The 23,008-nt window shown below is 67.9% G+C and carries 18 protein-coding genes; 13 read left to right on the top strand and 5 right to left on the bottom strand.

Annotated features, from left to right (window positions below; all coding sequences use genetic code 11):
- Positions 1-167 precede the first annotated feature (167 nt).
- The 5 genes from MXB90_RS09565 to MXB90_RS09545 all read left to right on the top strand — a co-directional run bounded on the left by MXB90_RS09565 (position 168) and on the right by MXB90_RS09545 (position 7,182).
- A complete protein-coding gene (locus tag MXB90_RS09565) occupies positions 168-1,247 on the top strand; it encodes a type 2 periplasmic-binding domain-containing protein (protein ID WP_250043996.1) in 1,080 nt (359 codons plus the stop codon).
- Positions 1,248-1,371: 124 nt separating this feature from the next.
- A complete protein-coding gene (locus MXB90_RS09560) occupies positions 1,372-3,336 on the top strand; it encodes a tripartite tricarboxylate transporter permease (RefSeq protein WP_250043995.1) in 1,965 nt (654 codons plus the stop codon).
- A gap of 9 nt (positions 3,337-3,345) precedes the next feature.
- Positions 3,346-4,446, top strand: a complete 1,101-nt coding sequence (locus MXB90_RS09555) for a 4-oxalomesaconate tautomerase (protein WP_250043994.1) — start codon at positions 3,346-3,348, stop codon at positions 4,444-4,446.
- Positions 4,447-4,504: 58 nt separating this feature from the next.
- Positions 4,505-6,190: a thiamine pyrophosphate-binding protein gene (locus MXB90_RS09550; protein ID WP_250043993.1), complete on the top strand. Its 1,686-nt coding sequence runs from the start codon at positions 4,505-4,507 to the stop codon at positions 6,188-6,190.
- Positions 6,187-7,182 carry a D-2-hydroxyacid dehydrogenase family protein gene (locus tag MXB90_RS09545; RefSeq protein WP_250043992.1) on the top strand — a complete coding sequence of 332 codons (996 nt, stop codon included), beginning with the start codon at positions 6,187-6,189 and terminating at the stop codon, positions 7,180-7,182. Before MXB90_RS09550 ends, MXB90_RS09545 begins: the two co-directional genes overlap by 4 nt.
- Here MXB90_RS09545 and MXB90_RS09540 read toward each other — a convergent pair.
- Positions 7,142-8,083, bottom strand: a complete 942-nt coding sequence (locus MXB90_RS09540; RefSeq protein WP_250043991.1) for a LysR family transcriptional regulator — start codon at positions 8,081-8,083, stop codon at positions 7,142-7,144. The two genes, MXB90_RS09545 and MXB90_RS09540, sit on opposite strands and share 41 nt — an antisense overlap.
- A 59-nt stretch (positions 8,084-8,142) precedes the next feature.
- Between MXB90_RS09540 and MXB90_RS09535 the strand changes: the two genes are divergently transcribed.
- A complete protein-coding gene (locus tag MXB90_RS09535) occupies positions 8,143-8,901 on the top strand; it encodes a sulfite exporter TauE/SafE family protein (protein ID WP_250043990.1) in 759 nt (252 codons plus the stop codon).
- Here the strand turns inward: MXB90_RS09535 and MXB90_RS09530 are convergent.
- Together MXB90_RS09530 and pcaC are read right to left on the bottom strand one after the other, a co-directional pair.
- Positions 8,879-10,222 carry a lyase family protein gene (locus MXB90_RS09530; protein WP_250043988.1) on the bottom strand — a complete coding sequence of 448 codons (1,344 nt, stop codon included), beginning with the start codon at positions 10,220-10,222 and terminating at the stop codon, positions 8,879-8,881. The two genes, MXB90_RS09535 and MXB90_RS09530, sit on opposite strands and share 23 nt — an antisense overlap.
- A gap of 12 nt (positions 10,223-10,234) precedes the next feature.
- Complete coding sequence (pcaC, locus tag MXB90_RS09525; RefSeq protein WP_250043986.1) at positions 10,235-10,615, bottom strand: 4-carboxymuconolactone decarboxylase; 381 nt, start codon at positions 10,613-10,615, stop codon at positions 10,235-10,237.
- Positions 10,616-10,809: 194 nt separating this feature from the next.
- On the opposite strand from pcaC, the gene MXB90_RS09520 reads away from it, so the two are divergent.
- Both MXB90_RS09520 and MXB90_RS09515 read left to right on the top strand, forming a co-directional pair.
- The gene (locus MXB90_RS09520; protein ID WP_250043984.1) at positions 10,810-12,048 is read left to right on the top strand and encodes a metallophosphoesterase family protein; all 1,239 of its coding nucleotides are present in this window, start codon (positions 10,810-10,812) and stop codon (positions 12,046-12,048) included.
- Positions 12,045-15,485: a YhaN family protein gene (locus tag MXB90_RS09515; protein WP_250043982.1), complete on the top strand. Its 3,441-nt coding sequence runs from the start codon at positions 12,045-12,047 to the stop codon at positions 15,483-15,485. The genes MXB90_RS09520 and MXB90_RS09515 overlap by 4 nt, the downstream gene beginning before the upstream one ends.
- Position 15,486: 1 nt before the next feature.
- Here MXB90_RS09515 and MXB90_RS09510 read toward each other — a convergent pair whose 3' ends face one another.
- The gene (locus MXB90_RS09510; RefSeq protein ID WP_250043980.1) at positions 15,487-16,860 is read right to left on the bottom strand and encodes an SLC13 family permease; all 1,374 of its coding nucleotides are present in this window, start codon (positions 16,858-16,860) and stop codon (positions 15,487-15,489) included.
- A 126-nt stretch (positions 16,861-16,986) separates the two neighbouring features.
- Between MXB90_RS09510 and MXB90_RS09505 the strand changes: the two genes are divergently transcribed.
- The 5 genes from MXB90_RS09505 (at position 16,987) to MXB90_RS09485 (ending at position 22,035) form a co-directional block, all read left to right on the top strand.
- On the top strand, positions 16,987-17,805 hold the full coding sequence (locus tag MXB90_RS09505; protein ID WP_250043978.1) for an AraC family transcriptional regulator: 819 nt from the start codon (positions 16,987-16,989) through the stop codon (positions 17,803-17,805).
- 70 nt (positions 17,806-17,875) lie between these two features.
- Positions 17,876-19,189 (top strand): sn-glycerol-3-phosphate ABC transporter substrate-binding protein UgpB, encoded by a 1,314-nt coding sequence (gene ugpB / locus MXB90_RS09500; protein ID WP_250043976.1) that lies wholly within the window; start codon positions 17,876-17,878, stop codon positions 19,187-19,189.
- 69 nt (positions 19,190-19,258) lie between these two features.
- Positions 19,259-20,137, top strand: coding sequence for a sn-glycerol-3-phosphate ABC transporter permease UgpA (gene ugpA, locus MXB90_RS09495; RefSeq protein WP_250043975.1), 879 nt, complete (start codon positions 19,259-19,261; stop codon positions 20,135-20,137).
- A gap of 1 nt (position 20,138) precedes the next feature.
- Positions 20,139-20,987, top strand: a complete 849-nt coding sequence (ugpE, locus tag MXB90_RS09490) for a sn-glycerol-3-phosphate ABC transporter permease UgpE (protein ID WP_250043974.1) — start codon at positions 20,139-20,141, stop codon at positions 20,985-20,987.
- Between the two features lies 1 nt (position 20,988).
- Positions 20,989-22,035 (top strand): sn-glycerol-3-phosphate import ATP-binding protein UgpC, encoded by a 1,047-nt coding sequence (locus tag MXB90_RS09485; protein ID WP_250043973.1) that lies wholly within the window; start codon positions 20,989-20,991, stop codon positions 22,033-22,035.
- On the opposite strand, the gene MXB90_RS09480 is transcribed toward MXB90_RS09485, so the two are convergent.
- Positions 22,032-22,919 carry a hydrogen peroxide-inducible genes activator gene (locus tag MXB90_RS09480; protein WP_250043972.1) on the bottom strand — a complete coding sequence of 296 codons (888 nt, stop codon included), beginning with the start codon at positions 22,917-22,919 and terminating at the stop codon, positions 22,032-22,034. The two genes, MXB90_RS09485 and MXB90_RS09480, sit on opposite strands and share 4 nt — an antisense overlap.
- Between the last annotated feature and the right edge of the window lie 89 nt (positions 22,920-23,008).

Raw genomic sequence — 23,008 nt, 5'->3', positions numbered from 1 at the left:
CCTGTCGGCGGGGCGCGGGGTGATCCATGAATATTTTGCAACTAACGTTTCTATAAATGCGTTTGATTTGTGCCCTACCCGCTGACAAGTCTTGGAACAGCCTGAAACACAAGCCGGCCCCGGGGCCGAAGCCCAGGCAACACGGGACTTGATAGGGAGGATCAAGCATGACCCACAAAACCATCGCCGCGACCATCGTCGCAGGCGTGATCGCGGCTGCCGGAACGGTGCAGGCCCAATCCCTTGGCGGCCAGACCGTCGAATACACCATTCCGTTCTCGGAATCGGGCGGATCGGGGCAATGGGCCAATTTCTACGCCCCGCGCCTGTCGCAGGCCCTGCCGGGCAATCCCACCGTCGTGGTGCGCTATCGCCCCGGAGCCGGGTCGACCGAGGGCGCCAACTGGTTCCAGACCCAGCAGGACAAGGGCGATGGCCTGACGATCTTTGGCGATTCCGGGTCGACCAAATTCCCCTATCTGCTGGGCGATCCGCGCGTGCGCTATGAATATGCCGACTGGAAGCCGATCCTGGCCTCGGCCACCGGCGGGGTGGTCTATCTGCCCCCGGATCTGGGCGCGCGGTTCGATGGCGACATGGATGACCTGAAGGATGAGGTCTATCTGTATGGCAGCCAGGGTGCCACCACGCTGGACCTTGTGCCGCTTCTGGCGTTCAAGATGCTGGGCCTGCAGGTCGATCCGGTCTTTGGCGTCGATGGGCGCGGCGGCGGGCGTCTGATGTTCGAACGCGGCGAGGCGAATATCGATTATCAGACCTCATCGGCCTATATCGCCAACGTTCAGCCGCTGGTCGATGGCGGGCAGGCGGTGCCGATCTTTACCTGGGGGGCGCTGGATGAGGCGGGCAATATCGTCCGCGACCCGACCTTCCCCGACCTGCCCAGCTTCAAGGAAGTCTGCGAGGCGACCGCCGTCTGTGAAACCGAAGGCACCGCCTGGGATGCCTACAAGGCCTTCTTCGTCGCCGGTTTCGCCAACCAGAAGACGATCTTCCTGCCGGCCTCGGCCTCGCAAGAGATGGTCGATACCTACACCGAGGCGCTGCGCGCGATCACCACGGCAGACGGTTTCATGGATGAGGCGGGCGAGGTGCTGGGCGTCTATCCCCAGCTGATCGGCGCCGCCGCCGTCGAGGCGACCCGTCAGGCCACCGCGATCACCCCCGAGGCCAAGCAATATGTGCTGGACTGGCTGAAAGAGGACTACGGCATCACGATGGACTGACCCGTCCCTGACGCGACGCCCCTGCCCGGGTTCCCGGGCGGGGGTCCGGTTCCATCCTAGCCAGCGGAGACCGCCCGTGGACACCCTTGCCCAAGCCTTGCCGAGCCTCGGCCAGGCGTTTGTCATGATATTCCAGCCGATGCAGCTTTTGTATCTGATCGGCGGCGTGCTGCTTGGCCTGTCGATCGGCGTTCTGCCGGGGCTGGGTGGGATCGCGGGGTTGGCGCTGCTGCTGCCGTTCCTTTACGGCATGGAACCCGTTTCGGGGCTGGCGCTGATGATCGGGCTGATCGCGGTGATCCCCACATCGGACACGTTTTCCTCTGTGCTGATGGGCATTCCCGGATCATCGGCCAGCCAGGCCACGGTGCTGGACGGCTTTCCGCTGTCGAAACAGGGCCATGCCGCGCGCGCGCTGTCGGCGGCCTTTGCCTCATCGCTGGCGGGGGGGCTGTTCGGGGCGGTCGTGCTGACCTTCTTCATCCTGATCGCGCGCCCGCTGATCCTGGCCTTCGGCCTGCCCGAGATGTTGATGATCACGATCCTGGGCCTGTCGATGGTGGCGATCCTGGCCGGGCGGGTGCCCCTGAAAGGGGTGGTCGCGGCGGGCCTTGGCGTGATGGTGGGCACCATCGGCGCCGCGCCCGCGGGCGGCAGCCTGCGCATGTCCACCTATGACATGCCCTATCTGGTCGATGGCTTTCAGCTGGTGATCGTGGGCCTTGGCATCTATGCGATCCCCGAAATCGTGTCACTTCTGCGCCAGGACCGGGCAATTTCCGAAGGCGGCAATCTGGGCGATGGCTGGGTCCAGGGGGTGCGCGACTGGTGGACGCATAAATGGCTGTCGATGCGCTGCGCCACGATCGGGGTGCTTGTGGGCGTGATCCCGGGCCTTGGCGGATCGGTGGTGGACTGGCTGGCCTATGGCTCTGCGGTGCAGACCGCCAAGGACCGGTCACAGTTCGGCCAGGGCGACATCCGCGGCGTGATCGCGCCCGAAAGTTCCAACAACGCCAAAGAGGGCGGCGGGCTGGTGCCCACGCTGATCTTCGGCATCCCCGGATCGGGGTCGATGGCGATCTTCCTTGGCGGTCTGGCGCTGTTGAACATGACGCCCGGCCCGCAGATGGTGCGCAACAATCTGGACGTGACCTATACGATCGTGTGGTCGCTGGCGCTGGCCAATGTCTTTGGCGCGGGGCTGTGCATCATCTTGTCAAAATACATCGCGCGGATGACCACGATCCGGTTCACCGTCATCGCGCCCTATCTGTTCATGATCATCGCCTTCGCCGCCTTTCAGTCGCGCCAGTCCGCGCTGGATCTGGCCGCGCTGGTGGGCATCGGCATTCTGGGCGTCTTGCTGCGCCGGTTCGATTTCTCGCGCCCGGCCTTCCTGATCGGCTTTGTGCTGTCCACCCAGACCGAGATTTTCGTCAATCAGGCCTATCAGATCGCCGGCGCCCGGTTCCGCCGGTCCTTTGAAGCGGGCTGGGATTACCTGCTGTCGCCGATCACCGTGGGGCTTTTGGTGCTGACCGTGGTGTCGGTCGTCGTGGGCATCCGCGCGGCCAAGCATATCCGCGAAAACATCGACGCCCCCACCGGCACCAAGACCGCCCCGGCGATTTTCCTGGGCGTCGTCGTGGCCTATCTGGCGGTGTCCTGCCTTGATGCCTGGGGCGTGGGCCGGGTGCAGGACAAGATCTTCCCGCTGACCATCGGGCTGGTCACGCTGGCGGGCGGGCTGATCCTGGTGGCGCGGATGCTGCGCAAACCTGCCGGTGACGATGTGTTCATCGACCTGGAATGCGGCCCCGAGGGGCAGGCCCCCCACGGCCTGTGGTCGACGCTGGGCTGGTTCGTGGCGCTGGTGGTGATGACCTTCGCGCTTGGCCTGTTCCTGGCGCTGACGATCTTCCTGCTGGCCTTCTTCCGCCTGCGCGGCCGCTTTGGCTGGGGCCGGACGATCCTGGCCTCGGGCCTTGGGCTGGGCTTCATCTCGGGGCTGGCCGCGGTGCTGGGGCGCGATCTGCCGCCCGGCTATCTGCAAACCCTGATCGAGCTTCCCTGGCCACTGACATAGGGCATATCCATGACGCAAACGGCAATTCCCTACCTGTTCCTGCGCGGCGGCACGTCACGCGGGCCCTATTTCCGGCGCGACGATCTGCCCGCCGATCAGGAAGCCCTGTCACAGGTGCTGATCGCCGCGATCGGCGCGGGCCATCCGCTGAACATCGACGGTATCGGCGGCGGCAATGCGGTGACGACCAAGGTGGCGATGCTATCGCCATCGACCCGCGCCGATTGCGATGTGGATTATTTCTTTGCCCAGGTCGCGGTGGACAAGCCCGAGGTCGATTACCGCCCCACCTGCGGCAACATCCTGGTGGGGGTGGGGCCCGCGGCGATCGAAATGGGCCTTGTGCCCGCGCAGGACGGCGAAACCCGCGTGCGCATCCATGCCCTCAACACCGGCGCCGTGGTCGAGGCGCGCTTGCAGACCCCCGGCGGCCGGGTCAGCTATGCGGGTGATTTCGCGATTGCGGGCGTGCCCGGCACCGCCGCCCCGATCGCGCTTGGGTTCATGGAAACCGTGGGCTCGGTCACCGGGGCGATGTTGCCAACTGGCAATCTGCGCGACGTGATCGACGGGGTCGAGGTCACCTGCATGGATGTGGCGATGCCCGTCATGCTGGCCCGCGCCGCCGATTTCGGGCTAACCGGCTATGAAACGCAGACCGAGCTGGATGACAACCGCGCATTCTTCGCGCGGGTTGAGGCGATCCGCCTGCAAGCCGGGGAACGGATGGGGCTGGGCGATGTGTCGAAATCGGTCACGCCCAAGATCACGCTGCTGGCGCCCCCGCGCCACGGCGGGGCGATCACCGCGCGCTATTTCATGCCCTGGGCCTGCCACCCGTCGATGGCGGTCACCGGCGCGCAATGCATCGCCGCCTGTGCGATGCTGCCCGGCACGGTGGCCGACGGGCTGGCGCAGGGGCTGGCCGATTGCGCAAGCCCCGTTACCGTGGGCATCGAACATCCCGCCGGCACCTTTGACGTGCTGGTCGATTTCGACCGCCGCGATGGCGGGATCGACCTGCGATCCGCCGGGGTGGTGCGCACCGCCCGCCTGCTGGCGCGCGGCCAGGTGATGGTGCCCGCAACCCTGTGGGCCCCGCCCGCCTGACGCCCCCGCAACCCTGCCGCCCCAACCCTGCCACCCCGGAACAGCCAAAGGAACCGTCATGGCGCTGCATGTCTATGAAACCCTTGCCGATTGTTTCACCGCCGAGGGGGTCGATACCTGCTTTGCCCTGCTGGGCGATGCCAATATGAACTGGGCCACGGCGCTGGCCATGCGCGGGGTGCGCATGATCCATGTGCGCCACGAACATTGCGCGGTGGCCGCCGCCACCGCCTATGCGCGCAAATCGGGCAAGGTGGGCATCGCCACGGTCACCTGCGGGCCGGGGCTAACGCAGGTGCTGACCGCGCTGCCAGCTGCGGTGCGCGCGCGCATTCCGATGGTGATCTTCGCCGGCGAGGCGCCCCTGGCCAGCGCCTGGTATAACCAGGCCATCGACCAGGCGCCCTTTGTCACCGCGACCGGCGCGCGCTATCGCCCGCTGCACCACATCCCCCGCATGGCCCAGGACATCCGCGACGCCTTTGTCGAGGCGCAGCAGGATCGTTGCCCGGTGGTGATCGGTGTGCCCTTCGACCTTCAGGCGCGGGTGCTGGAGGCCGCGCCGCCGATGCCCGCGCCCTCGGCCAGCATCCTGCCGAAACCGGCGCCGATGCCGCCCAATCCCGACGATCTGGCGCGTCTGGCCGCCGAGATCGCGCGGGCCGAACGCGTGGTCATCATGGGCGGCCTTGGCGCCGCCGCTGCGGGTGCGGGCGCGGCCTGCCGGGCCCTGGGCGAACGGCTGGGCGCGCTGCTGGCCACCACCCTGCCCGCGCGGGGGCTGTTTCACGGCGATGCCTTTTCGCTGGGCATCGCGGGGGGCTTTTCCACGCCGCTGGCGCGCGCGCTGTTTGCCAAGGCCGATCTGGTGCTGGCCTTCGGCTGCCAGCTGACGCAGCACAACCTTGACCGGGGCAAGCTGTTCCCCGCCGCCCGGATCATCCAGATCGACACCGATCCGCGCGCCATCAGCCAGGGGATGGTCGCGGCCAGCGATCATCTGCGCGGCGATGCCCGCCTGGTGGCCGAGGCGCTGGCCACCGCCCTGCCCCATCCGCGCCCCGGCTGGCGCAATGACCGGCTGGCCCATGCCATCGCCACCGCAGCCCCCGACACCGCCAGCTTTCCGCCCGAGCCGGGCCTGCTGGACCCGCGCGATGTGGTCGCGGCGCTGGATGCGGCCCTGCCGCAGGATTGGCAGATGGTCAATTCATCCGGCCATTGTTCGTTCTTCTTCGCCCATATGAACCGGCCGCTGTCACAGTTCCTGACGATCCGCGAATTCGGCGCGATCGGGAACGGGATTTCCTATGCCATGGGCGTCGCCGCCGCGCGGCCCGGCGATACGGTGGTGCTGTGCGACGGGGACGGGTCGATCCTGATGCATCTGCAGGAACTGGAAACCATCCGCCGCCACGGGCTGAACATCCTGATCTGCGTGCTGAACGATGGCGCCTACGGGTCCGAGATCCACAAGCTGCGCGATGAAGGCCTGCCCGATGACGGCGCCGTCTTTGGCCGCAGCGATCTGGCCGCGATCGCGCGCGGCTTTGGCATCGCCGGGGACCGGATCACGGATCTGGACAGCCTGCCCGCCCGGGTGGCAGATTTCGCCCGCACGGGCGGCGCCGCGATCTGGGATTTCGCGGTGTCCGACCGTATCGTGTCACCCGTCATCCGGCGCGCCCATCCGGGGGGGCATGCCGGCACCGAACACCCCGTCGATACAGAGGGTTTGCTGTGAAGGTTCACATTCTTGACGATTGGTATGACGTGGTGCGCGGCCTGCCATGCTTTGCCGCCCTTGCCGGGCATGAGGTCACCGTCTGGACCGACCGCGTGACGGATGAGGACGCGTTGGCCCGCCGCCTTGCCCCCGCCGATGCGGTGGTGCTGTTTCGCGACCGCAGCCCGATCACCGCGGGCCTTGCCGCGCGGCTGAAGGGCCCCCGCCTGATCGCGATGCGCGGCCAGCACAGCCATGTCGATGCCGAGGCGCTGACCCGGGCGGGCATCCTGTTCTGTTCGCGGGTGACAAAGGACGGGCCGTCCACATCGACCGCGGAACTGACCTTTGGCCTGATCATCGCGGCGCTGCGCTATCTGCCCGAACAGATCGCCTCGGCCCGCGCCGGCCAATGGCAGGGCGCCGCGCCGCTGGGGCGCAACATCGCGGGCAAGGTGCTGGGGCTTTATGGCTATGGCGGGATCGCGCGGGCGGTGGCGGGTTACGCCCGCGCCTTCGGGATGCCGGTGCAGGTGTGGGCGTCGGACACGGGCCGCGAACGTGCCCGCGCCGATGGCGTCACCGTGCCCGAAAGCCGCGCGGAATTCTTTGCCACATCCGACGTGGTGACGATCCACAAGCGCCTGATGCCCGCGACCAGGGGCGAAATCACCGCCGCCGATCTGATGGGGATGCGCCACGGATCGGTGCTGGTGAACACATCCCGCGCGGGGCTGGTTGAACCGGGCGCAATCCTGGCCGCGCTGAATGCCGGGCGGATCGGGCGCGCCGCGCTGGATGTCTTCCCCGGCGAGCCGGTGCTGGATGCCGCCGATCCGCTGCTGGGCCATCCCCATGTGATCCCCACCCCGCATGTGGGTTTTGTCACGCAAGAAGAGCTGGACCGCCAGTTCACCGAAATCTTTGCCATCGTGAATGCCTGGGCCGCGGGCGCGCCCACCGACATGATCAACCCCGCGGCCTGGTCTGGCGGTCCTGGCTTGTCGTGACATGGGCGCGGAAATTCCGGATCATCTCGGACTCGATCAGCCCCAGAAGTTCGGCGGCATTGTCCGACAGCGGCACACCGCGGCGCGACACGATGCCCAGCGTGCGTTGCAGCCGCACGCCCCGGAACGGCACCGACACCAGCGCCGCCGGCGCCATCGCGATCGCGCTTTCGGGCAGGATGGTCATCGCCGCCTGCTGGGCGGCCAGGCGCATCGCCATGGTGGCGTTTTGCACCTCAAAGTGCCAGCGGATCTGATCGCGCAATTCACCGAAGGCCACATCCAGCAACTGGCGGTTCTTGGATTGCGACGAAATCCGCGCCAGTTTCACACCCACCAGATCCTCCAGCGTGACATGGCTGCGCGCGGCCAGCGGGTGATCGTGATGCACGAACAGGCGGTAATCCTCTTCGACAAGCGGGCGCAGGCGCAGGTCGGACAGTTCCACCGACACGATCGTCAGGCCGAATTCGGCATTGCCGCTGCGCACCGCCTCGGCGATGCGGGCGACGGGGATATCCAGCAGTTCAAAGGCAATGGCGGGGCGGCGTTCGGACATGCGCTGCATGATCGTGGGCAGCACCGAATTGGCGATCGAGGGCAGGCAGGCAAAGGCCAGCCGCTTGGCCTTGCGCTGCGCGCCCGTGCGCACCGATTCATAGGCATCCTGCAGCGATTTCAGCAGCGCCCGGGCCTCGGGCAGCAGGCCCTGGCCCACGGCGGTCAAGGACACCTCGCGGCTGGACCGGATCAGCAGGGCCGCGCCCAGATCTTCCTCGATCTTGCGCAGCCGATGCGACAGCGCCGCCTGGCTAAGATGAAGCGCCTCGGCGGCGCGCTGGAACGATCCGTAATCGGCAATGGCCACGAAGGCCTCAAGACCAAGGTAATCGACGCGCATGGGGCGGGCTCCGTCCGGGGTGGCGCCAGCCTAGCGGCGCGGGCGCCGGGGGCAAGGGCATGATTCCGTCGATCTTCCTGCCCGAAGGCATGGGCGATCTGGTGTTCCTGATCCTGGCGGCGACCAGTTTCGTCGCCTCATTCATCACGGTGGCGTTCGGCATTGGCGGCGGCGGGGTGATGCTGGCGGTGATGGCCACGCTGGTCCCGCCCGCCGCGCTGATCCCCACGCATGGGGTGATCCAGATCGGGTCCAATCTGGGCCGGGCGGCGCTGACCTTTGGCCATATCTTCTGGCCCGCGCTGCCCGCCTTCACGCTGGGGTCGGTGCTGGGCGCGGTCAGCGGGGGGATGGTGGTGGTGAACCTGCCGCCTGCCTGGGTGCAGATCGGCATCGGCGGCTTTGTGATCTGGTCGGTGCTGGGTCGCCCGCCGCGCGGGGTGCGCGACTGGCCCATTCTGGTGGGGGCGGTGTCAACCTTTCTGACGATGTTCTTTGGCGCGACGGGGCTGTTCGTGGCCACCTTCACCAAGGCGCAGAACCTGCCGCGCCATTCCCATGTGGCCACCCATGCCGCGCTGATGACGGTGCAACACGGGCTGAAGACGGTGGTATTCGGGCTTTTGGGCTTTGCCTTCGTGCATTGGCTGCCCTTCATCGCGGTGATGATCCTGGCGGGGCTGGCGGGCACGATGGCGGGCAAGCTGTTGCTGAACCGGATCGACGACCGGCGCTTTCGGCTGGCGCTGGATGTGGTGCTGGTGGTGCTGTCGATCCGGCTGATCCACGCCGGGGTCAGCGATCTGATGGCGGGTTAGCGCGCGCGGCCTGTGCCACATCGACGGCAAAGGCGCGGGCCTCGGCCGGGGCGGTGCCCAGCGTGCCTTCGGGCGGCAGGACAAGATCGGGAAAGTCGCGCGCGACAAGCGCGGCCAGCGGCTGGCCCGTCGCCAGCGCCTGTTGGCACAGCGCAGTGATGTGGGCCTGCGCCTGGGGCCGGGGCATCTGGCGCGCCAGCGCAAAGCTGTAGGCTTCGGCATGGATCGCGCCGCCCCCCGCCGCCAGCCCGCGCGCCATGGCGTCCGGATCGGGGCGCAACCGGCCCGCCAGATCGACCGCCAGCGCCAGCGCCCGCCCGGTGGATATGCAGGCCTGCGACAGGGTCAGCCATTCCACGAACCACGCCGCCCCGTCGCGTTGCTGGCGGTGCAGGCCCGCGCCCTGCAACGCGCCCGCCAGCGCCGCCACCTGACGCGCCAGCGCGACCAGCGCGGATGGCCCCACCGGGTTTTCCTTTTGCGGCATGGTCGATGACCCGCCCGCCCCGGCAATCCGCACCTCGGCAATGCCCGATTGCGACAGCAGGATCAGATCCTCGGCCATCTTGCCAAGGCTGGCGGTCAGCCCCGCCATCCAGCCCGCCAGCGCCCCGATCCGGTCGCGTTCGGCATGCCAGCTGTGGCCCGGATCGGCCAGGCCAAGCGCCTGCGCCAGGCCCGCGCGCACCGCGCCGCCCTGCGGCCCCATCGCCGCCAATGTGCCCGCCGCCCCGCCCAGCGACACCACCGCCAGCGAAGGCGCCAGTTCCGCCAGCCGCGCCCGGTGGCGCAGGATCGGCCGGCCCCAGCCCGCCACCACCGCGCCAAAGCTGGTGGGCGTGGCGATCTGGCCATAGCTGCGCGCGGCCATCGCCAGATCGGCATGGTCCTGCGCCAGCTGCCCCAGCGCCGCCGCCAGCGCCCCCAGCCGCGCATCCCACAGCGCCAGCACCCGGCGCAGCCGCAGCGCCAGCGCGGTATCCATGATGTCCTGGCTTGTGGCGCCCCAATGCAGGTATTGCGCATGATCGGGCGCCTGCATCGCCTTGCGAAACGCCGCCACCAGCGCGGGCACGGGCACACCGTTCACCGCCGTTTCCGCGGCCAGCGCGGCGGGGTCGATCTGCACCTCGCGCGACGCGCGGTCGATGAAGGCCGCCGCCGGGGCCGGGATCAGGCCAAGCGCGCCCTGCACCCGGGCCAGCGCCCCTTCAACCAGCAGCATGGCGCGGATCTCGGCGCTGTCGGTGAACAGGGCGGCGGTGGCATCATCGCTGAAAAGACCGCGATAAAGGGCGCTGTCGGCGGGGGCTGCGGGCATCTGGGATCACCTTCAAGGGGCGGGCTGAATTTCCGCGAAAACCTGCTTGGCAATGCGGATCGCGTGATTGGCGCGCGGCACGCCGGCATAGATCGCCACATGCAGCAGCGATTCCATCACATCCTGCGCGGTGGCGCCGGTATTGGCGGTGGCGCGGATATGCATGGCCATTTCCTCATCCTGACCCAGCGCCGCCAGAAGGGCAATCGTCAGCATGGATCGTTCGCGGGGCGAAATCGTGTCACGCGACCAGACATGGCCCCAGGCGGCCTCGGTGATCAGGGTTTGAAACGGCGCGTCAAGATCGGTGCGCGCGGCCTCGGCCCGGTCGACATGGGCATCGCCCAGAACGCGGCGGCGGGTGGCCATGCCGGTGGTGTAGCGGTCGGTCATCGGGCGTGCCTTTCGTGAACAGCGGTCCGGGCGCGCGGGCCATGCATCCCCGCGCGCCCAGTCTGCCACGGCGGACCGGCGGGGGAAACCGCCCTTGCCACAGGGCACCCCGATTGCCCCGCGGCCCCCGCCATCACAAACGGTTCCGTATTCCGCCCCGGCTTGCTAGCATCGGCGAAATTTCAGGGGCCGCCGTGATCAAGATATTGCATACCGCCGACATTCATCTGGATTCGCCGCTGAAATCGCTGGCGCTGCGGGATGCGGATCTGCGTGAGGTGGTGCAGACCGCCACCCGCACCGCGCTGCGCCGGATCGTCGATGCGGCCCTTGCCGAAGGCGTGGCGGCGGTGCTGATCGCGGGCGATCTGTTCGACGGGGCCGAACGCAGCGCCAAGACCGCCGCCTGGCTGACCGGCCAGCTGGACCGGCTGCGCGCCGCCGGGATCGCGGTGTTCTACATCAAGGGCAATCACGATGCCGAAAACCCGATCACCGGGGAAACCAGCCTGCCCGACAATGTGCATGTCTTCGATGGCCGCGGCGGCAAGGTGCAGCTGGGCGATACCGGGATCTGGATCCACGGCGTCAGCTTTAGCGGCCGCCACGCCCCCGAAAGCCTGCTGGGCAAGTTTCCCGCCCCGGTGCCGGGCGCGGTGAACATCGCCATGCTGCACAGTTCACTGGCGGGGGCGGCGGGGCATGACATCTATGCGCCCTGTTCGGTGGCCGATCTTGCCGCGATGGGGTTCGACTATTGGGCGCTGGGGCATGTGCATAAACGCCAGATCCACGCCACCCGCCCCTGGATCGTGATGCCCGGCTGCCCGCAGGGGCGCGACATCGGCGAGGCGGGGCCGAAATCGGCCAGCCTGCTGCGCATTGAGGGGTCGGAAATCGCGGTGGATGAGGTGCCGACCTCGGCCGCGGAATTTCTGGATCTGGTGGTCGATGTCACCGGCCTTGAACGCGACGATGCGATCCGCCAGCAGCTGCGCGAGCGCTTGCGCGGGCTGGCGGGGGATCTGCGGTCGGATGCGGGGCTGGTGCGGCTGACGCTGACGGGGGCCAGCGCGCGGATGTGGCACATCCTGCGCGATCAGGACAGCTGGAATGAACTGGCGCGGGCCGCGGCGCGCGATACCGGAACCCTGTGGGTCGAGAAGATGGCCTTCGACCTGCGCGCGCCCCAGGCCGGGGGCGCCGCGCTGTCGGCGGTGGATGAACTGGGCCGGTTGATGGATGCCATCCGCCACGAACCCGGCTTTCAGGCCGAGCTGACCGCGACGATCGAGGCGATGATGGCCGAACTGCCCCCAAGCCGCCGCGCCGCGCTGATCCCGGATGAGGCCAGCGCCACCACCCTTGGCCAGCGCCTGGCCGAACGGGGGGCCGCGCGGATCGTGGCGGCGATGAAGGGGGCGGCGGAATGATGCGCCTGCGCCGCCTGTCGCTGGACCTGTTCGGGCATTTTTCCGGCAAGACCTATGATTTCGGCCGCCCCGACCCCGGCGCGCCGGACTTCCACGTGATCTATGGCCCGAATGAGGCCGGCAAGACCACCACGATGGAGGCCTTTCTGCGGCTGCTTTACGGGTTTCCGCATCAGGATGCCTATGGCTTCCTGCATCAACGCAAGAACCTGCGGGTGTCGGGCGTGCTGGATATCGACGGCCAGCCCCGCGCGATCACGCGGCTGCCGACGCGGGCGGGGTCGTTGCTGGATGACACCGGCACCCCCCTGCCCGAGGCGGTCCTGCAGGCGCATCTGGGTGGTCTTGCCGAGGAGGATTACCGCCAGCTTCTGTGCCTTGACGATGACACCATCGAACGCGGCGGCCAGGATATTGCCAACAGCAAGGGCGATATCGGGCGGCTGCTGTTTTCCGCCGCCGCCGGCGTCAGCGACCTGACCGGGGTGCTGGACCAGATCCGCGCGCAGGCCGATGCGCTTTATCGCAAGCGCGCCAGCACCACCGAACTGGCCCAGCTGCGCAAGGACCTGGCCGAGGTTGAGGCGCGCATCAAGGCCGCCGACATCCCCGCCGCCACCCTGCGCAAGCTGCGCCATGCGCACGACACCGCCCGCCAGGCCGAGGCCGCGATCCGCGCCGCCCGCGATGATCTGCGCCGCCGCCATGCGCAGGAAACGGCCCGCGCCGCGGCGCTGCCGCTGCTGGCCGAAATCGGCGCGCTGGGGGCCGATCTGGCGCCCCATGCCGATTACCCCGACCATCTGGACATCAACCCCGAGGATCTGGTTGACCTGCTGACCCGCCAGACCCGCGCCCGTGCCAATCTGGACCGGCTGGGCGCCGAAATCGCAGACCTGACGCAGCGCCGCGCCGCGATCACGCGCCACCCCGACCGGCTGGATCTGCGGCGCCAGCTGGCCGATCTGGCGGATCTGCGCGCCCGCCACACCACCGCCGACAAGGACCTGCCCCGACGGCGCAAGACGGTGCAGGACCATCTGGACCAGATGGCCCGGATCGCGCGTGATCTGGGCGCGGATGACGGCACCGACCCGGTCGCGCTGGTCCTGCCGCAGGCGCAGCTGGGCGAACTGGCCGCCGCACGCGATGCCCGGCATGTGGCGGCGCGCGCGGCGACCGTCGCGAATGATGAGGTCGCCGATTGCACCACGCGGCTGGACCAGGCCCGCGCCCGGCTGGCCGCGCTGGATGCGGGCGCGCCGGTGGCCACCGGGCTTGGCGCCATTCTGGCGCGGTTTTCCGTCGATACGCTGGCACCAAAACACGCCGCCGCCTGCCGGGCCATCGCCGATGCCCGGCTGCGGCTGCGTGACGCGCTGGATGCGCTGGCCCTGCACGACCGGGCCTTTGACCACCTGCCCCCCGCCCCCCTGGCCACCGACACGGCCGAGGATATGGGCACCCGCCACCGCGCCCTGACCGAACGCCTGGCGCTGGCGCGTGAGGCATTGACCGCGCGCCAACACGAACTGGCCGCGCTGAGCGCGCAGATCGAACGCGCCACCACCGGGCAGGGCCTTGCCGATGATGCCGCGGCCGCCCGGCAGATCGCGCAGCGCGATGACCTGTGGGCCCGCCACCGCGCGGCGCTGACGGCGGACACCGCCGATGCCTTTGCCGCGCAGATGGCGCAGGTCGATGCCACCGCCGCCGCCCGTCTGGCGCGCGCGGCCGATCTGGGCCAGCTGCGCCACATGCAGCTGCGTCAGGCCGAATTGGCCGAACAGCTGCGCCAGGCGCAGGACCAGACCGCCGCGCTGGACGGCGCGCTGCGCGATCTGGACGCCGCCGTGGCCGATGCCGGCCGTGCCGCGGGCCTGCCCGAAACGATCACCGCCCCCGCGCTGGCCGGCTGGCTGCGCAAACGCGATGAGGCCGCGCGCGCACAGCGCCTGCTGGACCATGCCGTTGCCGATCATGCCCCGGTGCTGGATCAGGCCGCCCGCCTGCAGGATGCGCTGGCCCCGCATGTGCCGCTGGAAACCCCCGATTTCGACGCGGTGGTCGCCGCGGCCCGGGCCATCGCCAGCGCGGAACAGGCCCATGAAACCCAGCGCGCCACCGCCGACCGCACCTGTGCCGATCTGGACGCGGAACTGGCCCGACGGATCGCCCGGCGCGACGATCTGGCCCGCGATCAGGATACGGCGGCGGGCCACTGGGCCGCGCTGGTCACCCGGTTCTTCGGCACGACGCTGGATGCGGATGCGCTGGATCAGGGCTTTGACGGGCTGCAGGCGCTGCGCGAGGTGGATCTGCAGCGGATCGGCGCGGACCGGCAGGTCCGGGCGATGCAGGCCGATCAGGCGGACTTTGCCGATCGCATCGCGGCGCTGGCCCGGGCCCATGACATCGACCCCGGCCCCGCGCCTGATGCCTTTGCCGCCCTGCACGATCTGGCCGAGGCCGCGCAGCAGGCCGAAACCCTGCATGCCGATCTGGGCACGGCGATCGCCGAGGCGACAGCGGCGCGTGACGATGCCGCGCGCGCGCTGGACCTGATCGCGCAGGATGTCGCGCGGCTGGGCGCGATCTTTCCCGCCCATGTGCCCACCGACACCCTGCCCGACCTGCGCCGCGCCGTGGCCACCGCGCAAGAGGTGATCGAAAAACGCCGCCGCCGCGCCGCGCTGGTGGGGCAGGTCTGCGCGGGCCTTGGCCTGCCCGATCTGGCCGCCGCCCGTCAGGCCACCGCCGATTGCACCGCCCCCGACCTTGCCGCGACCATCGCCACGCTGGACACCGATCTTGACGCGATCGACACCCAACTGGCGCAGGCGATCGAGGCGCGCAGCACCGCCGCGCATGACCTGGGCCAGATCACCGCCGACAATGACGTGGCCGCGCTGACCGAACGCAAGGCCACGCTGGAGGCGCAGATCGAGGATGTGGCGCTGCGCTATCTGGAACTGGATCTGGGCCACCGGCTGGCGGATGAGGCGATCCGGCGCTATCGCGATGCCCACCGCAGCACCATGATGCAGGCCACCGAACAGGCCTTTGCCGCGCTGACCAATGGCGCCTACACGCGGCTGATGTCACAGCCGCAGGGAAATGGCGAAACCCTGCTGGCGGTGGATGCCGCAGGCAGCGCGAAACAGGCGCAGGACATGTCCAAGGGCACACGGTTTCAGCTGTATCTGGCGCTGCGGGCGGCGGCCTATGAACAGCTGGCCGCGCAGGGCGTCTGCCTGCCGTTTTTCTGCGACGACATCTTTGAAACCTTTGACGAGGATCGCACCCGCGCCGCCTGTGGCCTGATGGCGCGGATCGGGCGGACGGGTCAGGCGATCTACCTGACCCATCACCGCCATGTCGTCGATATCGCCCGCGCGGTCTGTGGCGACGGGGTCAGGGTGCACGAGCTGGGCTAGATCACAGCCAGCCCAGCACCCGCCACCAGATCCAGTCCAGCGGCACCAGCACCACCAGCGTGATCACCGCCAAGGGCACCGTCACCCGCACGATATGGCGCATCTTTTCGCCCGACAGCTGCATCGCCAGGATCAGCGGCGCCAGCTGATAGGGAAAGACCGCGCTGGAAAAGCCCAGGACCTGCGTCATCAGCACCGCATCCAGCGTCATGCCCGTGGCATTGGCCAGATCCTGCGCCATCGGCGTCAGCACCGTGGGCACGCCGGGGTTGGTGGTCACCAGCCCGGTCAGCGCCGACAGCACCGACAGCGAGGCAAAATTGACAAAGCTGCGCCCGTCCTGCAGCGGCAACAGATCTTGCAGCACGCGGCCCACCACCGCCCCCAGCCCCGAGGCATTGACCAGCGCGCCCAGCCCCAGCGCCGCCGCCACGAACAGCACCATCCCGAAATCGACCGAGGCGTTGAAGTTCTTGGGCGCGATCACGCCCACCCGGGGCAGCAACAGCACCACCGCCGTGGCAATCCCGATCCAGGCGGGGCCGACGCCGTGGATCGTATCGGTCATCCACAGCAGCAACGTCACCCCCAGCGCCAGCGCCAGGCGCCATTGCGGCGCGGTCAGCGGGCCTGCGGGGGCCTTTGCCTCTTGCGCGGATGCTGCGATGCGATCGGGGAACAGCATCACCACCAGCGCGATCGCAATGGCCGATTTCACCACCCCCAGCACCGGATAATGCAGCGCCAGATACGAGGTATAGGAAAATTCGACGCCATAGATCGTCTCGGCCGCGCCGGCCAGGATCATGTTGGGGATGTTCGACGGCAGGATCGCAAAGCTGGGCATGTTGCACGCCAGCGCCAGCGCGACCGCCAACCCGATGCGCCCGCGCGACCCCGCCTTCAGCCCCAGCTGCTCGGCCAAGGCCATGCCCACCGGCACCAGCACCACCGCGCGCCCCACCGAAGACGGCATCACAAAGCCAAGCACCATCGCCACCACGGTCATCACCGCCACCAGCCGCAGGTAGCTGTGCCCGACATAGGGCGCCAGCACCCCCGCCAGCCGCGCACCCAGCCCGGTTTCCCGGATCGCCGCGCCGATCACAAAGCCCGAGATGATCAGCCAGACCGCGGCGGACCCAAAGCCCGCAAAGATCAGATCCGGCGGTGCCAGCCCGGAAATCAGCACCGCGCCGAAAAAGATCAGCGCGGTCACGAAGGGCGGCACCAGACCCGTGCTCCACAAGGCCAGGGTGACGACGATCACCGCGGCGCTGGCGCCAAGGGGTTGGGCCACCGGACCCAGCAACAGCCACAGCGCAAGGCCGCAGGCGGCCAGAAACAGATAACGCGAAATGCCCCCGATCAGCATCGGTTCCCCTTTCCGTGGTGCAACGAACAGGCCCCGGGCTTGCCGGGGCGGTCGGTCCCACCTAAATCAGCGCGGAAGGCGTGAAAAGGAAGTATTTTGCCAAAACATGTCGCGAACCCGCCAACCATGCCCCGCACCGCCCACAAACCCGCGGGCGATGGCGATGGCGCGCCACGGCTGGACCCGGTGGACCTTGCCTATCTGCGCGATCCGGCCCGGCCCGTGCTGGCCCATGCCCGCGATCTGGCCGCGGGGTCGGTGGTGCCGCGCCACGCCCATCCGCGCGCGCAGCTGCTGCGCGCGGTTCGGGGGCTGTTGCGGATTGCCACCGAAGATGTGGTCTGGCTGGTGCCGCCGGGCTTTGCGGTCTGGATCCCGGGCGATGTCGCGCATGAGGTCTGGATTGAAACCGATGCGCGGATGTCGAACCTGTATTTCGACCCCAGCGTCACGGTGCGCCCCGCCACCACCTGCGAGGTGCTGTTCGTCACGCCCCTGCTGCGGCTGGTGATCGAACGGATGCTGGAAGACCCGGGCGATGACCCCTTTCGCCATCTGGGCGCGGTGGCGCGCGATGAAATCGCCCGCGCCGGGGCCGCGCCGCTGGACCTGCCGGCGGGCAATGACCCGCGCCTGCGCCGGATCACGCGGCATCTGGGCCGCTTTCCCCATGACGACCGCACCCTGCCCGAACTGGCGGCCGAGGCGGCGGCCAGCCCGCGCACGATCGAGCGGCTGTTTCGCGCCGAAACCGGGCTTGGCTTTCGCCAATGGCGCAGCCGGGCGCGGCTGATGCAGGCGGTGGCGCGGCTGGAACGGGGCGAAAGTTCCACCCGCATCGCCTTTTCGCTGGGCTACAAAAGCGCCAGCGCCTTCGTGGCAGCCTTTCGCCGCGAATTCGGCCGCACGCCGCAGGCCTGGTTTCGTGACATGTCACCGCACTGACACAGGGGCGCAACCAAACCGTTGCAAAGGCAGGGCAATAGTGCCCGCGACCTGATGCAAGGAGTTTGCGATGTTCCGTTCCCTGTCGATTTCGCCGCTGGCCCTGCTGGCCGCGGTTTCCGTTGCGCAAGCGCAGACCGAAATCCAATGGTGGCACGCCATGGGTGGCGAGCTGGGCGCCAAGCTGGAAGAAATCGTGGCGGGCTATAACGCCAGCCAGTCCGACTACAAGGTGACGCCGTCCTACAAGGGCAGCTATGCCGAAACCATGACCGCCGCCATCGCCGCCTTCCGCGCGGGCGAACAGCCCGCCATCGTGCAGGTGTTTGAGGTCGGCACCGGCACGATGATGGCCGCCGAAGGCGCGGTCTATCCGGTGCATCAGCTGATGGCCGACATGGGCGCGCCCTTTGATCCGGCGGCCTTCCTGCCCGCGGTGGTGGGCTATTACACCGACACGCAGGGCAATATGCTGTCGATGCCGTTCAATTCCTCGACGCCGATCCTGTATTACAACAAGGACGTGTTCGAGAAAGCTGGCCTTGACCGCGACACCCCGCCCAAGACCTGGGAAGAGGTCGAGGCGTTTTCGCGCCAGATCATTGATGCGGGCGCGGCCAAATGCGGCTTTACCACCGGCTGGATTTCCTGGGTGCAGCTGGAAAACTTCTCGGCCTGGCACAACCAGCCGATCGGCACGCTTGAAAACGGCTTTGGCGGGCTGGAAACCGAGCTGAGCGTGAACGGCCCGCTGCAGGCGCGCCACTGGGCCAATCTGAAGGATTGGCAGGATGCGGGCATCTTTTCCTATGGCGGCCCGGGCGGCGGCAATGACGCACCGCCCAAGTTCTATGCCCAGGACTGCGCGATCTACATGAATTCCTCGGCCAGCCGGGCGGGCGTGATCGCCAATGCCAAGGATTTTGAGGTCGGCTATGGCATGCTGCCGCATTACGCCGATACCGCGCCGCAGAATTCGATCATCGGCGGGGCCACGCTATGGGTGCTGCAGGGCCGCCCCGAGGCCGAATACAAGGCCGCGGCGGATTTCTTCAACTATCTGTCCTCGGCGGCGGTGCAGGCCGACTGGCATCAGTTCTCGGGCTATCTGCCGATCACCCAGGCGGCCTGGGATCTGTCGAAGGACCAGGGCTTCTATGACGCGAACCCGGGCGCGGATGTGTCGATCCGGCAGATGACGCTGAATGCGCCGACGCAGAATTCCAAGGGGCTGCGCTTTGGCAATTATGTCCAGATCCGCGCCATCATCGACGAGGAATTCCAGGCGCTGCTGGCCGGCCAGAAGGATGCGCAGACCGCGCTGGACGATCTGGTCACCCGCGGCAACGCGCTGATCCGCGGCTTCGAAGCGGCCAACAAGTAACCCCCTTGCGATGAAAGGCGGGGCCTGCGCCGATGGTCGCGGGCCCCGCCGCCTTGAACGGATGGCGCGATGAAACGAACAATATTCGGCAATCAGCTGCTGCCCTGGCTGTTGCTGGCCCCGCAGCTTGCGATCACCGCGGTCTTCTTTCTGTGGCCCGCCGGGCAGGCGGTCTGGCAAAGTTTCCTGCGCCAGGATGCCTTCGGGTTGAAGACCAGCTTTGTCGGGCTGACAAATTACGCGGCGCTTTTGGGCGATGCGAAATATCTGAACGCGGTGCAGGTGACGGTGGTGTTTTCCATCGCGGTCGCGGCGCTGTCGATGGGGGTGGCGCTGATGCTGGCGCTGGCGGTCGATCGCGGGCTGCGCGGGGCGAGGGCCTATACCACGCTGCTGGTCTGGCCCTATGCGGTGGCGCCGGCGGTGGCGGGCGTGATGTGGTGGTTCCTGTTCAACCCCACCATCGGCATCCTGCCCTATGCGTTGCGCGCGGTCGGCTATGACTGGAACCACGGGCTGCAGCCGCGCGATGCGATGACGCTGGTGGTGATCGCGGCCAGCTGGAAGCAGATTTCCTACAATTTCCTGTTCTTCGTCGCGGGCCTGCAGGCGATCCCCGGATCGCTGCGCGAGGCGGCGGCAATCGACGGGGCGGGGCCGGCGCGGCGGTTCGCCACCATCACCTTTCCGCTGCTGTCGCCCACCACCTTCTTTCTGCTGGTGGTCAATGTCGTCTACACGATGTTCGACACCTTCGCGGTGATCCATGCCACCACGCAGGGCGGGCCGATGCAGTCGACCACGATCCTGGTCTACAAGGTCTTTGACGACGGGTTCCTGGGCCTGAACCTTGGGGCATCGGGGGCCCAGTCGGTGGTGCTGATGGGGATCGTGATCGTGCTGACGGTGGTTCAGTTCCGCTTCATCGAACGGCGGGTGGAGTATTGATATGGTTGAAAACCGTCCCCTGCTGACCTTTCTGGCCCATGGCGCGCTGATCCTTGGGGTGATCGTGGTGGCCTTTCCGGTCTATCTGGCGCTGATCGCCTCAACCCACCCGGTATCGGCCTTTTCATCCGGCGTGATCCCGCTGTTGCCGGGGCGCGAAATGGCGGCGAATTATGCCACCATGCTGGGCCAGGGCATTTCCACCGCAGGCGCGCCGCCGCTGTGGGGGCTTTTGGGCAATTCGCTGGTGATGGCGCTGGCGATCGCGCTTGGCAAGATCGCGATTTCCATCACCTCGGCCTTTGCCATCGTCTATTTCCGCTTTCCGCTGCGCAATCTGGCGTTCTGGGCGATCTTCATCACGCTGATGCTGCCGGTTGAGGTGCGGATCGTGCCGACCTTCAAGGTGGTGGCCGATCTGGGGATGCTGAACAGCTATGCGGGGCTGACCATTCCGCTGATCGCCTCGGCCACGGCGACGTTCCTGTTCCGGCAGGTCTTTCTGACGATCCCGGATGAATTGCTGGAAGCCGCGCGGATCGACGGGGCGGGGCCCTTGCGGTTTTTCCGCGATATCCTGCTGCCGCTGTCGCGCACCAATATCGCGGCGCTGTTCGTGATCCTGTTCATCTATGGCTGGAACCAGTATCTGTGGCCGCTGCTGATCACGACGGATGAACGGTTCTATACCATCGTCGCGGCGATCAAGCGGATGGCGGAAACCGCGGATGCCGAACCCTATTGGAACCTGATCATGGCCTCGGCGGTGCTGGCAATGCTGCCGCCGGTTCTGGTGGTGATCGCGATGCAACGGCTTTTCGTGAAAGGCCTGATCGAGACGGAGAAGTGACATGGCCGCAATCACGCTGGACAACGTCGGCAAGACCTATGCCGGGGGCACACGGGCCCTGTCGGGCATGTCGATCGACATCGCGCCGGGCGAATTCGTGGTGCTGGTCGGGCCCTCGGGCTGTGGCAAATCGACCCTGCTGCGGATGATCGCGGGGCTGGAAACCGTGACCGAGGGCACCATCCGCATTGGCGAGCGGGTGGTGAACACCGTGGAACCGGCAGATCGCAACATCGCGATGGTGTTTCAGAACTATGCGCTTTATCCCCATATGACGGTGCGCCAGAACCTGGCCTATGGGCTGAAGAACCGCGGCACCCCGCGCGATGAAATTGACCGGCGCGTGGCCGAGGCCGCCCAGATCCTGGAAATCGGCCCCTATCTGGACCGCAAGCCGCGCCAGCTTTCGGGTGGGCAGCGCCAGCGCGTGGCCATGGGCCGGGCCATCGTGCGCGAACCGGCCGCCTTTTTGTTCGATGAACCGCTGTCGAACCTGGATGCCAAGCTGCGCGTCACCATGCGCAGCGAGATCCGCCAGCTGCAGCGCCGGTTGGGCACCACATCGGTCTATGTCACCCATGACCAGGTCGAGGCGATGACGCTGGCCGACCGGCTGGTGGTGCTGAACGCGGGCCGGATCGAACAGATCGGCACGCCCCTGCAGGTATATCGCCACCCCGCCACCACCTTTGTCGCGGGCTTCATCGGGGCGCCCGCGATGAACCTGCTGCCCGCGCAGATTGCCGATGGCCAGCTGCATCTGGCCGGGGCGGCGGTTGCGCCCATGACGCGCGCGGGTGGCCCCGTGACGCTGGGCATCCGCCCCGAGGATCTGCGCCGCGATCCCGCCGGGCCGATCCGCATGCGACTGCGCCATGTCGAGGAACTGGGCCACGCGCGCCTGCTGCACGGCCAGATCGGGGACAGCGCGGCGGTCTGCACCGTCACCGACACCGCCCCGCCCGACCCCGAGATCCGCCTGTCCATCGACCCCGGCCAGTGCCACCTGTTCGATGCGCAAACCGGCGCGCGGCTGACCGGCGCCTAACGCGCGGCGGCCTTCACGATGTCGATCAGCGCGGTGAACTGCTGGCCCAGCGGGTTGGTCTTGCGCCAGACCAGGCCGATGGTGCGTTCGGGCACCGGCGCGGGCAGGCGCGCGACCGAGACCGGCGCGGTGCTGGTTTCGATCGCCACCGCCATCTGCGGGATCAGCGTGACGCCGATCCCCGCCCCCACCATCTGCACCAGGGTGGACAGGGAACTGCCCTCCATCAAATCGCTGGGGGCGGCGGCGGACATCTTGCAAAACGACAGGGCCTGATCGCGGAAGCAATGCCCCTCTTCCAGCAGCAGCAGGCGCATGGTGCGCAGCGCCTCGGGGTTGGGCACCGGGCGCGCGGCATCGGTGGCGGGGCGGACCAGCACGAATTCCTCGGTGAACAGCGGATGTTCGGCCAGCGAGGGTTCGGACACCGGCAGCGCCACGATGGCCACATCCAGCCGGCCTTCGTTCAGATCCTCGACCAGCTTGCCGGTCACCGCCTCACGTGGGCGCAGGTCAAGGTCGGGAAAGCGCACGCCCAGCATCTGGATCACCCGGGGCAGCAGATAGGGCGCGACCGTCGGGATCACCCCGATCCGCAGCCGCCCCGTCAGCGGCCCGGCCGAGGCGCGTGCCAGATCGGCCAGCTCATCAATCGCGCGCAGGATCGCGCGGGCCCGGGTGGCAAAGGCCTCGCCCGTGGCGGTCAGGCGGATCTGGCGCGCGCCCCGTTCGATCAGCGGCGTGCCCAGGATCTGTTCCAGTTCCTTCATCTGCAACGACAACGCGGGTTGCGAGATTGCGCAGGCCTCGGCGGCGCGGCCGAAATGGCCGTGCTGGGCAAGCGCCTCAAAGTAGCGCAGGTGGCGGATCGAGATTTGATTCATAAAACTTTCATATCGCAGCGATTAGAAAATGAAAATTCTATTTATCGAACACCTGTGCTATCCGTGATTCCAATCGACAGGGGCGCGTG

Origin of the sequence: Phaeovulum molybdatiresistens, assembly GCF_023544865.1 — a bacterium.
In the GTDB taxonomy this organism is placed as follows: domain Bacteria; phylum Pseudomonadota; class Alphaproteobacteria; order Rhodobacterales; family Rhodobacteraceae; genus Pontitalea.
Note: the sequence above shows the minus strand (reverse complement) of the source record. Positions and strands in the feature narration are given on the sequence as shown.

Bases quoted from the DNA above. Each gene is read 5' to 3' on its own strand.
- MXB90_RS09565 (WP_250043996.1), top strand. From the start codon at position 168: ATGACCCACAAAACCATCGCCGCGACCATCGTCGCAGGCGTGATCGCG.
- MXB90_RS09560 (WP_250043995.1), top strand. From the start codon at position 1,372: ATGATATTCCAGCCGATGCAGCTTTTGTATCTGATCGGCGGCGTGCTG.
- MXB90_RS09555 (WP_250043994.1), top strand. From the start codon at position 3,346: ATGACGCAAACGGCAATTCCCTACCTGTTCCTGCGCGGCGGCACGTCA.
- MXB90_RS09550 (WP_250043993.1), top strand. From the start codon at position 4,505: ATGGCGCTGCATGTCTATGAAACCCTTGCCGATTGTTTCACCGCCGAG.
- MXB90_RS09540 (WP_250043991.1), bottom strand. From the start codon at position 8,083: ATGCGCGTCGATTACCTTGGTCTTGAGGCCTTCGTGGCCATTGCCGAT.
- MXB90_RS09535 (WP_250043990.1), top strand. From the start codon at position 8,143: ATGATTCCGTCGATCTTCCTGCCCGAAGGCATGGGCGATCTGGTGTTC.
- MXB90_RS09530 (WP_250043988.1), bottom strand. From the start codon at position 10,222: ATGCCCGCAGCCCCCGCCGACAGCGCCCTTTATCGCGGTCTTTTCAGC.
- pcaC (WP_250043986.1), bottom strand. From the start codon at position 10,615: ATGACCGACCGCTACACCACCGGCATGGCCACCCGCCGCCGCGTTCTG.
- MXB90_RS09515 (WP_250043982.1), top strand. From the start codon at position 12,045: ATGATGCGCCTGCGCCGCCTGTCGCTGGACCTGTTCGGGCATTTTTCC.
- MXB90_RS09510 (WP_250043980.1), bottom strand. From the start codon at position 16,860: ATGCTGATCGGGGGCATTTCGCGTTATCTGTTTCTGGCCGCCTGCGGC.
- MXB90_RS09505 (WP_250043978.1), top strand. From the start codon at position 16,987: ATGCCCCGCACCGCCCACAAACCCGCGGGCGATGGCGATGGCGCGCCA.
- ugpB (WP_250043976.1), top strand. From the start codon at position 17,876: ATGTTCCGTTCCCTGTCGATTTCGCCGCTGGCCCTGCTGGCCGCGGTT.
- ugpA (WP_250043975.1), top strand. From the start codon at position 19,259: ATGAAACGAACAATATTCGGCAATCAGCTGCTGCCCTGGCTGTTGCTG.
- ugpE (WP_250043974.1), top strand. From the start codon at position 20,139: ATGGTTGAAAACCGTCCCCTGCTGACCTTTCTGGCCCATGGCGCGCTG.
- MXB90_RS09485 (WP_250043973.1), top strand. From the start codon at position 20,989: ATGGCCGCAATCACGCTGGACAACGTCGGCAAGACCTATGCCGGGGGC.
- MXB90_RS09480 (WP_250043972.1), bottom strand. From the start codon at position 22,919: ATGAATCAAATCTCGATCCGCCACCTGCGCTACTTTGAGGCGCTTGCC.